A 12474-nucleotide genomic window follows, 5' to 3' on the forward strand; every position below is an offset into this window, starting at 1 on the left:
AGCCGATAGTCGAACCGCACCATCCAGACTATCTTCGCCGTCTAAATGCCTGAGGCCGCGAGCGCCCGAGAGACAATGCCGACGGAGAAAAGTCATGGAAAACCAGCACGAAACCGGACTGCATCATGTGACACTGATCACGCGGCGCGTTCAAAACAATGTGGATTTCTACGTTGGTTTCCTGGGTCTGCGTCTCATCAAGCAGACGGGTGGCTTTGAGGATAGCCGTCAGCTCCATCTGTTTTATGGTGACCGTACTGGCTCTCCGGGCTCAATCATCACATTTCTTGTGTGGGAGGACGGTTCGCCTGGGCGGGTTGGTAATGGGCAAGTCTCCGAAGTCGCATTCTCTGTTCCAATCCACAGCATCGGAAACTGGATGACGAAAGCGCTCTCCCATGGGCTGCGTGTTGAAGGGCCTGTCAAAGAGTTCGGCGAAACCGTATTGAGGCTCAAAGATCCGGACAGCGTCATCATTAAACTGGTCGGCGCAAATTTGCCCGCTTCAGCAGATGATGATGCCATTTCGCGGTTGAGGGGGGTTACGCTCTTGACCGAAAAACAGCCTGAGAGCATCGCATTCCTTGGCAAATTTGGATATCGCGTTGAGCAACGGACAGGCAATACGACGCGCCTTCGCTCCGACACCGACATCGTCGATATTCGCGATGCTACCGGATATGTTCCGGGCATCCCCGGCACCGGCACAGCGGATCATGTCGCCTTTCGCGCGCCCACAGTTGAGGCCGTCGCAGAGATGAAGCACGAATTGGAAGCAGATGGCTCCGGCGACATCAATTTTCATGACAGGAAATACTTCACCTCCCTCTATGTTCGGGAGCCAGGCGGGACATTGATTGAGTATGCGAGCGACGAACCAGGATTTTTGGTGGATGAAACCGAGGGGGAATTGGGACGGACGCTCTTTGTGCCCTCAAGCGATCCCGCGGAAATTGCCGCACAGCGCGTTCTGCTTCCGCAGTTCTCCCGCCCGGGTGAGCCTCGTCCACCCCATAGGGACCTACCATTCATCCATAGGCTTTGGGTGCCGGATGATCCCGATGGCAGCACATTAATCCTGCTCCACGGGTCGGGCGGCGATGAAACCGATCTTATGCCTATAGCGAACCGCGCTGCCCCCCACGCAACCCTCATCGGTGTGCGAGGCCGCGCCACCGAAGAAGGCGCACCTAGATGGTTTCGCAGACTGCCGGAAGGGCTATACGATCAGGCGGATATCGAGGCTGAGGCAGAGGCTTTTGAAGCTTTCGTGGACGGCGCGGTTGCGGGCTATGGGATTGATCGGGATCGGCTCGCCTTCATCGGCTACTCGAACGGTGCAAACTTTCTCACCGCCGTTATGGCACGGCAGCCTGATGCTGTTGAATCTGCGGCGTTACTGAGGCCGATACCCGTGCTGGAGGACTGGCGGGCAAGGTCTATGGTGGGGAAAAAGGTTTTGGTGGTCTCCGGTGGGAATGACCCCTTCATGGAAAAAGCCAGGCTGCTGCAAGACATATTGACAGCGAATGGGGCGATCGTGACCCCGACGCAAATCGTTGCAGATCATGCTCTGGTTAAGGAGGACGCCGCAGCTATCGAGGAATGGCTCCGGGCAATCAAAATCTGAATGCGTGAAAGGGCCGCTGTCGACAGCGGCCCTAATCGCTTTTATCAGCTGTTCTTTTCTGCCTGGCGCACTTCATGCTCTGCCTTGCCCTTCGTCGCGGCACTGGACCCTTCATTGGCATGCGCATCCGGTCCGGCGGTGATGACGCCGCGATCCGGGTTGTCCTTAGCCGCCTGCGGCTTACTCTGCTCGTTGCTCATCGAAATCTCCTCTTGGTTTCTTAAGTTCAACGACCTGCTGTCTGGCTTGGTTCCTCTTTGACTTATCTCTTCCCATAAAAAAACCTCCCCCGGCAACACCGGGAGAGGCTGAACAAAACCCTTAGGCGGAGGGGCTTAGTTCAGATCGAAACGGTCGGCGTTCATCACCTTGGTCCAGACGGCAACGAAGTCCTTCACGAACTTTTCCTTGTTGTCGTCCTGGGCGTAGACTTCCGCATAGGCACGCAGAACCGAGTTGGAACCGAACACCAGATCAACGCGCGTTGCTGTGTGCTTGACGGCACCCGTCTTGCGGTCACGGATTTCGTAGGTGTTGCTGCCGGTTGGTACCCAGCTATAGGCCATGTCCGTCAACGTTACGAAGAAGTCGTTGGTCAGCGTGCCTGCACGGTCTGTGAAGACGCCGTGCTGGCTGCCACCGAAATTGGTGCCGAGCACGCGCAGGCCACCAACCAGAACCGTCATTTCGTGAGCGGTCAGGCCGAGAAGCTGTGCACGGTCCAAAAGCATTTCTTCCGGGCTGACAACATAGTCCTTCTTGACGAAATTGCGGAAACCGTCAGCCAGCGGCTCAAGCGCTGCAAAGCTGTCAGCATCGGTCTGGTCTGCCGTTGCGTCGCCGCGGCCTGGCGAGAACGGAACGTTGATAGAGTAGCCCGCAGCCTTGGCAGCCTGTTCCACGCCATAGGTGCCAGCGAGAACGATAACGTCAGCAACGCTCGCACCGAATTCCGCGGCAATCGGCTCAAGAACAGCAAGAACCTTTGCCAGACGCTCGGGCTCGTTGGCCGCCCAATCCTTTTGCGGAGCAAGGCGAATGCGAGCACCGTTGGCACCGCCACGCATGTCGGAACCGCGATAGGTACGTGCGCTGTCCCAGGCTGTCGCAACCATATCCGAAATCGTCAGGCCCGACGATGCGATCTTTGCCTTCACGGCAGCAACGTCGTAATCCTTGCGGCCAGCGGGAACCGGGTCCTGCCAGATCAGGTCTTCCTTCGGCACATCCGGTCCAATCCAGCGCGCCTTCGGCCCCATATCGCGGTGAGTAAGCTTGAACCAGGCGCGGGCAAAGGTTTGCGAGAAGTAGTTCGGGTCGGCCATGAATTTCTGGCAAATGGCGTTGTAGGTTGGATCAACCTTCATAGCCATATCGGCGTCAGTCATCATCGGCATGCAGCGGATCGAAGGATCTTCAACATCTGCCGGCATATCTTCTTCTTTGATGCTGACAGGCTTCCACTGCCACGCACCAGCCGGAGACTTTGTCAGCTCCCAATCATGACCGAACAGCATATCGAAGTAACCCATGTCCCACTTGGTCGGGTTCGTCGTCCATGCACCTTCGATGCCACTCACCACCGTATCGCGGCCAATGCCTCGGCCCTTGGTGTTCATCCAGCCAAGACCCTGGAATTCAGCGCTTGCTGCTTCTGGATCTGCACTGAGGTTTGCCGCATCGCCATTACCATGCGACTTGCCGATGGTATGGCCACCAGCCGTCAAGGCTACGGTTTCCTCATCATTCATCGCCATGCGGGCGAATGTTTCACGGATCTGAGCTGCGGTTTTCAGCGGGTCGGGGTTACCGTTAACGCCTTCCGGGTTTACATAGATCAAACCCATCTGGACAGCTGCCAGCGGGTTTTCCATGGTCTCTGGCTTGGTAACATCTTCATAGCGGTTGTCAGAAGGTGCGAGCCACTCCTTTTCCGAACCCCAGTAGATGTCCTTTTCAGGATGCCAAATGTCTTCGCGACCGAATGCAAAGCCGTAAGTCTGCAAACCTGCGACTTCGTAGGCAACCGTGCCGGAAAGAACCATGAGGTCTGCCCAGGAAATCTTGTTGCCATACTTTTTCTTGATCGGCCACAAAAGGCGGCGGCCTTTATCGGTGTTGACGTTATCCGGCCAGCTGTTCAGCGGCGCAAAACGCTGGTTACCAGTGCCAGCACCGCCACGGCCATCGGCCAGGCGGTAAGAGCCGGCAGCGTGCCAGGCGACACGGGCAAACATGCCCACATAGCTGCCCCAATCCGCTGGCCACCAATCCTGGCTCTCGTTCATCAGAGCGCGAAGATCGTTCTTCAGCGCTTCAACGTCGAGCTTCTTGACTTCTTCACGATAGTTGAAGTCCTTGCCAAGCGGATTGGTCTTGGTGTCGTGTTGATGCAGAATGTCGAGGTTCAGCGCGTTCGGCCACCAAGCCGTAACCGGCTTGTCAGATGCAGTATTACCACCGTGCATGACCGGACATTTGCCAGCCGAATTTGTTTTGTGTGCGTCCATAGCGTCCTCCGACGAGCTTCATTCAAGCTTGAATTCACATATTGTACGAACTTCAAATGGTTGGCCGCATCGTGGCGGCGAACAACTGCATTACGAACTTCTTTCAATGGCGCACCGCTATCAAACGAGTTCCATAAATTCCAATTGTATCTTCTAACCACTGCGATATGTAGAGGTTATGAATGGCCTTACTATGAAACACCTTCGTTACTTCGAAGCTTTGTCGCGGTTGCGCCATTTCGGACGCGCGGCAGAAGCGTCTTCAATTTCTCAACCTGCCCTATCCGTGCAGATTCGAGAATTGGAAGACCTTATCGGGGCACCTCTTGTAGAGCGTGGTAGTCGCCAAATTCGCCTTACGGGGCTAGGAGAGGAGTTTGCCGAACGCGTGCGTACCATTCTACACCTTGTGGATGACCTTGGCGATTTGGCTCGAACGGCGAATGGCCCGTTGCGCGGTCGTCTGAGGCTAGGCGTCATACCAACTGTCGCACCCTACCTTTTACCGGATGTCATAAAAACCTTATCTTCAAACTATCCTGGTCTCGATCCACGCCCTCGCGAGGCGATAACGCAGCGCTTGATCGAAGATTTGATGGAAGGGCGCCTGGACCTTGCAATCGTTGCACTGCCCGTTTCAGAGGCATCACTCGAAGAATTCCCGCTTTTCGAAGAAGAGTTTGTGCTCGTGCGCCCAAGGGAGGATGAGCACAAGCCGGTTCCGAGTTCAGACAGACTGCAGGAGATGCGTCTCCTGTTGCTGGAAGAAGGTCACTGTTTTCGCGATCAGGCTCTTTCTTACTGCAATATCTCGAACGCACCGCCACGGGATTTGATGGAAGGCAGTTCTTTGTCCACGCTTGTCCAAATGGTAGGTGCAGGTATTGGTGTCACTCTGGTGCCGGAAATGGCGATCCCCATAGAAACACGCTCTGCAGATGTGTCGATCTCTCGCCTCGCTGAGCCTAGACCCCGCCGTCGCATCGGCATGGTGTGGCGGCGAACAAATCCGCTGTTTGCATCATTCTCTCAAATTGCCGATGTTGTTAAGCAAGTGGGCTTGCAAAAGCGTTTTACTGAACGCTAAGAGAGAAATACACAATCCAGGGATGAGGCCCTGGGTGAATTAACTTGCATGCTTTCTATAATCCTTTAGAGGAAGCTGACTTATCACCGCTCCAATAGATATTAGATACGCTGCATATGAGTAAATTTGGTCTCGATACAGACTCTGGCAGCAGCAGTAGCGAGCAGGCCAATATTCTTTTGGTGGAAGATTCCGCATCGCTGATGAATCTGATGCGCGACAAGCTTGAGAACCGCCTCAATGCTGTCGTTCATTGTCAAAAAACTCTTTTTGATACACGAAAAACGCTTGAGACACAGAATTTCACGCTGGCGATTACAGGGCTTACATTACCTGACGCTCCCAACGGAGAGATTTTGGACTTACTGGCGGAGAAGAATGTTCCCACAATCCTCTTCTCCTCATCCCTGGTAGAAGATCTTGCCAAGAATTATGCCGCACGTCGATTGATCGACTACATTGTCAAAGAGAGTCAATCCTCTATCGACCAGGTGGTATCTGCAGCGGCGAAAATCATAGAGAACCGCTCCGTCTCCATTCTTGTGGTGGACGATATGAACATCATGCGTTCAGATCTGGTTGGCTTTCTGACGCGACAGAATTTTCGTGTTCAGTCAGCTACCACCGGACGCTCGGCCCTTCAGATCATTAAGGATGATCCCTCCATAGAGCTTGTCCTCACCGATTACTTCATGCCCGATATGGACGGGTTTCAACTGACGAAAGAGATCCGCGCGCGCCACGGCTCGGACAAAATCAGGATTATTGGTATATCCTCGTCTTCGGATCGGCATCTCTCGGCGTCTTTCCTGAAAGCAGGCGCGTCCGACTTCCTCTACAGGCCCTTCTTCCCCGAGGAGCTGCAATGTCGGATCGATAACAACGTCGAGACGCTGTTGCAGTTAAAGCGACTGCGATATCTGGCGGATCGCGACCCGCTAACGAGCCTGTTCAATCGCAGGGCGTTTTTTGAACGTGCGTCGAATTACATGGCGCAGCTGAAGCAGCAAAGCGAAAGCGGTTCCATTGCCATTCTCGACATCGACCACTTCAAGCGGATCAATGACACATTCGGGCACGAAACCGGCGATCGAGTACTGAGAACCATGGCCTCGCTGCTGCGCGAGGAGGAACAGCAACGCGGCGTGGTGCCCGCCCGTCTGGGCGGGGAAGAATTTGTGCTTTTATTTCCCGAGCGACCGCCTGAAGCTGCACAAAAACAGGCCGAAAACCTGTTGAAGCGGGTTCGTGCTCACGCTTTTGCATCGCCGGAGGGCGTGTTTCACCTCACTGCTTCCATGGGCATGGTGGCACTGGTGCCAGGAGAAGCGCTCGACAATCAGCTCAATGGTGCCGATCAAATGCTCTACATGGCCAAGAAGAACGGTCGAGATCGAATTTGCAGCGATCAATCGCTTGAAGACTTCATGATCTGACCACGATCGATCAATTCGTCGCTGGCATAGATGACGCGAGTGGATCTGTAATGTAGAGGCTGAGGTGAGACAGACGTCCAGAATGTTTGAACGACGGTGTCGACACAGGCGGGATTGAGCACCGAATGAGAAAGACTGTGGCAGTTGGTAAATTTGATACTCCGGGCGAAATGGGATTGACGCTGGCGGAAAGCCTTGCAGGCCGCATTCGGGATAAAGTCGTTTCAGGCATCCTCCCCCCTGGCAGCCATCTTTCGGAAGTTGCACTTTGTGAGGAGCTTGGCGTTTCGAGAAACACTCTTCGGGAAGTTTTCCGCCTTCTCACGAAGGAGGGGCTGTTGAAGCACGAGGCCAACCGCGGTGTCTTCGTCAGTACCCCCAGCATGTCCACTATCGTCGATATCTACAATCTGCGCCGAATGATTGAATGTCAGGCGCTGGCGCAGGCCGATCCGCGACACCCCGCGGTGATAAAGATGCGGGCCTCCGTGGAAGCAGCCATTGCCCATCGGCAGAGCGGCCAATGGCTGAATGCGGGAACCGATGACATTGCCTTTCACGCGGCGATTGTCGAACTGGCAGATAGCCCAAGGCTCAACGCCTTCTTCGCACAGATTTCGCTCGAACTCAGGCTGGTTTTCGGGCTTCTGCGAGATCCGGAATATCTGCATGCACGTTACGTGGATAAAAACCAGCTGATCCTAAACCAGCTGGAAGCCGGACAGCCGGTAGAAGCTGCACAGACCTTGCGCGACTACCTGTTTGACGCAGAACGGTTTATCCTCGCCGCCTACACTCGGATCATCTCTTAATCACGTACGCTTCAACCCTTGTAGAAAAATCTCCAGAATCTTGAGCGCGCGGTTCTGCCAGTCATCACTTGGCTGCGCATAAAAGATGCCGAAGAGTGTCAGCAAGAGATCATTGGCGGTGAGATCATCTCTCAGGCTACCGCTGTGAATGGCGCGATTGAGGAGATTTTCCAAAGCCGAGACCATGCGGCCATAGGTATAGGCTTTAAGATCGGAACCATGAGTAGAGGGCTGCAAAGCCTCCATCATGCCCTTTTTGGCAGCAGTCAAACGAACGAGCGCATGTAGCCAGCGACGAAGCGCCTCAAAGGGCTCCAGTTCCTTTTCCACAAGCTCATCCGCTAGCGAGCAGATAAGTTCGACTTCATGGCGATAAACCGCCTCGAACACAGCCTCTCGCGTGGGAAAGTGCCTATACAGCGTACCGATGCCCACGCCTGCGCGTTTGGCTACGGCTTCCAACGTGGCCTGCCCTGCCTGCTCAGAAAAAACTTCCGTAGCGGCTTCCAGCAATTTCTCCCTGTTGCGGATGGAATCCGCCCGCTCTCTCCTCCTTGTCTTCTGGTTCTCAGGTTCCATTTTGAAGTTTCTGCATATAAGCCACTTGCTAAACGGAGGGTGCCTCCGTATAACTATCCTCGTTCAAACTCGTTGGCTATAGATAATCACGCCAATGATCGCACAACGGGTCATGTTCCAAAAGCGTAACTGCGTGCCTGCGGGCTCTCCTATTTCCAAGATCACTCACACTGAATGGGGCACACATGTCACTCTCCATCAGCATTACCATAAATGGTGAGGCGAAAACGATCATTCTAGACGATTTTCGCATTACACTTCTCGATCTTCTGCGCGAAAGACTGCATTTAACCGGCACCAAGAAAGCATGTGACCGCGGTCAATGTGGTGCATGTACGGTTCTGGTCGATGGACGTCGTCTCAATTCCTGCCTGTGTCTGGCTGCAAGCCTTGATGGCTCATCTGTCACCACCATTGAAGGGCTGGCGAACGGCGAGGTACTTCACCCACTGCAACAGGCATTCCTGGAATGCGACGGTTTACAATGCGGATTTTGCACGCCGGGTCAGATTATGAGTGCGGCAGGTCTGCTTGGCGAAGGACATTCTGACCTCGATATCGAAAGCGTGCGAGAACTCATGAGCGGCAATATCTGTCGCTGTGGTGCGTATCAGGGCATCACGGAAGCCGTTCTTTCCGTTTTGGATGGAGGCAAGAAGGCCTCTGAAAGGAGTGCGGCATGAACCGTTTCGATTATCGCCGTACGGCCACCCTTGAAGAAGCACTGAACGCACTTTCAGAACCCGGCACGTCCATTCTTGCTGGTGGTACCAACCTGCTGGATCTCATGAAGATTGGCGTTGCACGGCCCCAGCGTCTGGTCGATATCAGCCGCATTTCTGCACTCAACACAATCGAGTGGCAGGCGGATGGTTCTGTCAGGGTGGGTGCCATGGTTCGAAATTCCGACCTCGCCTATGACGCCCGCTTTTTAAAGACCTTCCCTATGGTATCGGAAGCGCTTCTCTCCGGTGCTTCTGCTCAACTGCGCAATGCGGCCACTGTGGGCGGTAACCTGTTGCAGAAAACGCGCTGCGCCTATTTTCAGGATACGGCCAGCCGGTGCAATCGCCGAAATCCCGGCAGCGGATGCGACGCATTGCAAGGCTTGAACCGCCTTCATGCCGTTCTCGGCTGGAGTGAACACTGCATCGCCACCCATCCTTCCGATTTTTGCGTAGCATTGACAGCGCTCGATGCCAGTGTCGAGCTCGCTGGGCCCTCAGGAACCCGTATGCTGTCGCTTGAAAGCTTCTACCGATTGCCGGGCGACCATCCCGAACAGGAGCATGAACTGGCACCCGGTGAGATCATTGTCGCGCTTTACCTTCCAGCCATTGCGGCGTCGTTCTCAGGTCTTAGCCGATATCTGAAGCTTCGTGAAAGAACGTCTTACGCCTTTGCCGTGGTCTCCGCCGCTGCGGCCCTGAAGGTGAAGAATGGCACGATAGAAGAGGCGAGGCTGTGCCTTGGCGCAGTTGCAGCCAAACCCTGGCGGGTACGGGATGCGGAAGAGTTCCTCAAGGGCAAATCGCCAAGTCCTGTTCATTTCGAAGAGGCTGCGGCTATTGCACTTTCAGGTGCCCAACCCTCCGGCCAGAACGCGTTCAAGATCGAACTTGCAAGGCGCATTGTAAACAGGGCCCTGTTGGCCGCGCATCAAGGCACGCCGGAACGCTATCCGGCCCTGCCAGCCTCACCCTTCTCCACTATTGCAGGAGATGCTCATGTCGCTTGATCCCACACTCATCGCTCCTCGGTTCGGCTCCAATGCTGGCCAACCGCTGACACGCCGAGAAGGTGCGTTAAAGGTAACCGGCACAGCACGCTATGCTGCGGATAACCATCCAGAAGACGGTCTTTACGCTGTCATGGTTCCAGCACGCATATCGCACGGTCGTGTTACCTCTCTCGATACTCACACGGCTCTTTCTCATCCGGGCGTGATCGAGATTCTGACACCTGACAACCCGCCTGAGCTTTCACACGACCCCGAAGAAAAGCTACCGCCTTTCGGCTTTCGGATCGAGGTTCTGCAAAACAATGAGGTTCGGTACGCGGGTCAGCCAATTGCACTCGTCGTGGCTGAAACACTGGAGGCCGCCACAGAAGCGGCAACCTTGCTTAACCCTGTTTATGAGATTGCGCCGGCCCGCGCGACTTTGCAGGCAGGCGAGCGCTTTCAACCCGAGACGGTCGGCGTTGGGGGCGAGCCACGCAAGGCACATGGGGACATAGAAGAAGCGTTTTCCCATTCCGAACGGGTTGTCGATGGCGACTATCACACGCCCGCCCAATACCACAACGCGATGGAACCGCATGCGGTGGTGGCTACTTGGGATGGCGTTCACTTAACCCTGGATATGCCCAATCAGGCGCTCGCTATGAGCTGCAACACCTATGCCACCTATTTTGGCATCCCGGCCGAAAATGTTGTCATACGGTCTCCGTATCTCGGTGGCGGCTTTGGTTCAAAAGCCATAGTCAATGGCCCACAAGTCCTTGCGATAGCAGCAGCCCGCAAGTTGAACAGGCCCGTAAAACTGGTGCTGTCGCGTCAGCAAATGTTTGGCCCTGTTGGCCATCGCGGCGAAACATGGCAGAACCTTCGCATTGGCTTGAAGAAGGATGGACGCATCAGCGCTATCCATCATCGAGCCTTGTCTGCGACGTCCACATTCGATGACTTTCTCGAGCCCGCCGCCAATGCATCCACGTCACTCTACGCGGCAGATGCCTTGTTGTCCGAACATGAAGGTCTGCGCCTGAATATCGGCACGCCCGGCCCGATGCGCGCACCGGGTGAAGCCAGTGGTTCTGCTGCTCTGGAGGTGGCCATGGATGAGGCTGCTGAAGCTGCAGGCATGGATCCATTGGCTTTCCGGCTTGCCAATTATGCAGAAACTGAGCCCGGCACGGGACGACCTTATTCGTCCAAGGCCCTGCGTGAATGCTATGAGCAAGGAGCGGCCAGCTTCGGGTGGTCGCGCCGTCCCTTGGCACCTCGACAAATGCGGGACGAAAATGGGTTTCTCGTTGGCTGGGGCATGGGAACTGCACTCTTCCCATGCCCTCAATTCCCGGCGGCGGCGAGAACTACGTTGCGGGCAGATGGCAGCGTGCTGGTGGAAACCGGCGGCATCGACATGGGACAGGGTGCATGGACCGCACTGGCTCAAATTGCAGCCGAAGCGCTGGGGCTCGACCCATCTCAGATCGAGTTCCGTTCAGGGGTCTCCACCCTGCCCGATGCAGGCGTTGCCGGCGGTTCCGGCCACACCGCCAGCGCTGGCCTTGCCCTCAGCAATGCAGGGCTCGATGCCATCTCGCAACTGACAGACATAGCGACCAGCGATCCTTCATCCCCGCTGTTCGGCGCAGGCAATATCGGCGTCATTGCCAAAGCTGGGCGCCTGATACGCCGAGATGATGAAAGCCGTGGCGAAAGCTTTACGGACATTCTTGCGCGGGCGGGCAAACAGGAAATTATTGGCACCGGTAAGGCCGAACGCGATCAGGATCTCGCTCAAAAGAATGCCATGTATTCTCATGGAGCGGTGTTTGCTGAGGTAAAGATCGATCCCCTTCTTGGCCAGGTCCGAACGACGCGTCTTGTCGGCGCTTTTGCTGCCGGGCGGATCATCAATCCACGCTTGGTCAGGAGCCAGTATTACGGAGGCATGATCTGGGGTATTTCATTTGCCCTGCATGAAGCGGCCAGTGTCGATCATCGTAGTGGTCGCATCATGAACGCGGATTTGGCGGAATATCACGTCCCCGTCAACGCAGATGTTCCACCCATGGAAGCGATACTGATCCCGGAGAGCGATCCTTACGTAAACCCGATCGGCGTCAAAGGCGTGGGTGAAATTGGCATAACCGGCACTGTGGGTGCCATCGCCAATGCAATCTGGCATGCGACCGGAACGCGGGTGAGGAGTTTCCCCATCCACATCGAAGATGTTCTCGATCTTTAAACACGAGGCTCCGGCTGAAAGGCCGGAGCCTCTCGAATAGACACCAGAGGTGACCGCATGTTTCTCGACCTTAAAAACTACAATCCGAGACCAGAGCCACCACCGCCGCAACCCGAAAAACCAAGCCTCACGTTGCAGCAACAAAAGATCATGGCCTGGATTATTTGCTGCAACGTTCTGCTGTTACTCATTGCTCCAATTGGCGGCGCAACCGCGATACAGGGTTTGCTATCGTTAATCATAGATTAACAGCCCTCTGAATTTACCTCATACGCTTCGTGGTAGCATCATTTCAATCAATGCGAATTTATCCGCAGTATATCTAACATTATTTATTTTCCAGAATTGCCTTGACGGCAATCGAGATTGACACATTTCCAGCGAGCCTCATGACGGGCCCCGACCGTGCAATGATTAATAACAAATTTACTTCCAGAAACTTC

10 protein-coding genes are annotated in these 12474 nt (G+C 55.1%); 7 read left to right on the forward strand and 3 right to left on the reverse strand.

The window, feature by feature from the left end:
• Positions 1-94 precede the first annotated feature (94 nt).
• Entirely contained in the window at positions 95-1630 is a 1536-nt protein-coding gene (locus AC0JZ1_RS00625) for a VOC family protein (protein ID WP_471880508.1), read from the forward strand.
• A gap of 44 nt (positions 1631-1674) precedes the next feature.
• On the opposite strand, the gene AC0JZ1_RS00630 is transcribed toward AC0JZ1_RS00625, so the two are convergent.
• Together AC0JZ1_RS00630 and katG are read right to left on the reverse strand one after the other, a co-directional pair.
• On the reverse strand, positions 1675-1830 hold the full coding sequence (locus AC0JZ1_RS00630) for a hypothetical protein (protein ID WP_471880509.1): 156 nt from the start codon (positions 1828-1830) through the stop codon (positions 1675-1677).
• Positions 1831-1965: 135 nt separating this feature from the next.
• Positions 1966-4140: a catalase/peroxidase HPI gene (gene katG / locus AC0JZ1_RS00635; RefSeq protein WP_471880510.1), complete on the reverse strand. Its 2175-nt coding sequence runs from the start codon at positions 4138-4140 to the stop codon at positions 1966-1968.
• Positions 4141-4318: 178 nt separating this feature from the next.
• On the opposite strand from katG, the gene AC0JZ1_RS00640 reads away from it, so the two are divergent.
• From AC0JZ1_RS00640 to AC0JZ1_RS00650, 3 genes are all read left to right on the forward strand, one after another.
• A complete protein-coding gene (locus AC0JZ1_RS00640; RefSeq protein ID WP_471880511.1) occupies positions 4319-5227 on the forward strand; it encodes a LysR substrate-binding domain-containing protein in 909 nt (302 codons plus the stop codon).
• A gap of 116 nt (positions 5228-5343) precedes the next feature.
• Positions 5344-6663: a GGDEF domain-containing response regulator gene (locus tag AC0JZ1_RS00645; protein ID WP_471880512.1), complete on the forward strand. Its 1320-nt coding sequence runs from the start codon at positions 5344-5346 to the stop codon at positions 6661-6663.
• A gap of 125 nt (positions 6664-6788) precedes the next feature.
• Positions 6789-7475 (forward strand): GntR family transcriptional regulator, encoded by a 687-nt coding sequence (locus tag AC0JZ1_RS00650; RefSeq protein WP_471880513.1) that lies wholly within the window; start codon positions 6789-6791, stop codon positions 7473-7475.
• Here the strand turns inward: AC0JZ1_RS00650 and AC0JZ1_RS00655 are convergent, their stop codons facing one another.
• The gene (locus AC0JZ1_RS00655; protein ID WP_471880514.1) at positions 7476-8054 is read right to left on the reverse strand and encodes a TetR/AcrR family transcriptional regulator; all 579 of its coding nucleotides are present in this window, start codon (positions 8052-8054) and stop codon (positions 7476-7478) included.
• 185 nt (positions 8055-8239) lie between these two features.
• Between AC0JZ1_RS00655 and AC0JZ1_RS00660 the strand changes: the two genes are divergently transcribed.
• Genes AC0JZ1_RS00660 through AC0JZ1_RS00670 form a run of 3 tightly spaced genes read left to right on the forward strand, consistent with a single transcriptional unit; the run spans position 8240 to position 12031 of the window.
• The gene (locus tag AC0JZ1_RS00660) at positions 8240-8737 is read left to right on the forward strand and encodes a (2Fe-2S)-binding protein (RefSeq protein ID WP_471880515.1); all 498 of its coding nucleotides are present in this window, start codon (positions 8240-8242) and stop codon (positions 8735-8737) included.
• Complete coding sequence (locus AC0JZ1_RS00665) at positions 8734-9792, forward strand: FAD binding domain-containing protein (RefSeq protein WP_471880516.1); 1059 nt, start codon at positions 8734-8736, stop codon at positions 9790-9792. The genes AC0JZ1_RS00660 and AC0JZ1_RS00665 overlap by 4 nt, the downstream gene beginning before the upstream one ends.
• Positions 9782-12031: a xanthine dehydrogenase family protein molybdopterin-binding subunit gene (locus AC0JZ1_RS00670; protein WP_471880517.1), complete on the forward strand. Its 2250-nt coding sequence runs from the start codon at positions 9782-9784 to the stop codon at positions 12029-12031. The genes AC0JZ1_RS00665 and AC0JZ1_RS00670 overlap by 11 nt, the downstream gene beginning before the upstream one ends.
• The last annotated feature ends 443 nt before the right edge of the window (positions 12032-12474 follow it).

It is taken from the genome of Affinirhizobium capsici (genome assembly GCF_977018625.1).

Excerpts from the sequence above, each read along its gene's own strand:
- AC0JZ1_RS00665 (WP_471880516.1), top strand. The coding sequence starts at position 8,734 with ATGAACCGTTTCGATTATCGCCGTACGGCCACCCTTGAAGAAGCACTG.
- AC0JZ1_RS00655 (WP_471880514.1), bottom strand. The coding sequence starts at position 8,054 with ATGGAACCTGAGAACCAGAAGACAAGGAGGAGAGAGCGGGCGGATTCC.
- AC0JZ1_RS00630 (WP_471880509.1), bottom strand. The coding sequence starts at position 1,830 with ATGAGCAACGAGCAGAGTAAGCCGCAGGCGGCTAAGGACAACCCGGAT.
- AC0JZ1_RS00640 (WP_471880511.1), top strand. The coding sequence starts at position 4,319 with ATGAATGGCCTTACTATGAAACACCTTCGTTACTTCGAAGCTTTGTCG.
- AC0JZ1_RS00670 (WP_471880517.1), top strand. The coding sequence starts at position 9,782 with ATGTCGCTTGATCCCACACTCATCGCTCCTCGGTTCGGCTCCAATGCT.
- AC0JZ1_RS00660 (WP_471880515.1), top strand. The coding sequence starts at position 8,240 with ATGTCACTCTCCATCAGCATTACCATAAATGGTGAGGCGAAAACGATC.
- katG (WP_471880510.1), bottom strand. The coding sequence starts at position 4,140 with ATGGACGCACACAAAACAAATTCGGCTGGCAAATGTCCGGTCATGCAC.
- AC0JZ1_RS00625 (WP_471880508.1), top strand. The coding sequence starts at position 95 with ATGGAAAACCAGCACGAAACCGGACTGCATCATGTGACACTGATCACG.
- AC0JZ1_RS00645 (WP_471880512.1), top strand. The coding sequence starts at position 5,344 with ATGAGTAAATTTGGTCTCGATACAGACTCTGGCAGCAGCAGTAGCGAG.
- AC0JZ1_RS00650 (WP_471880513.1), top strand. The coding sequence starts at position 6,789 with ATGAGAAAGACTGTGGCAGTTGGTAAATTTGATACTCCGGGCGAAATG.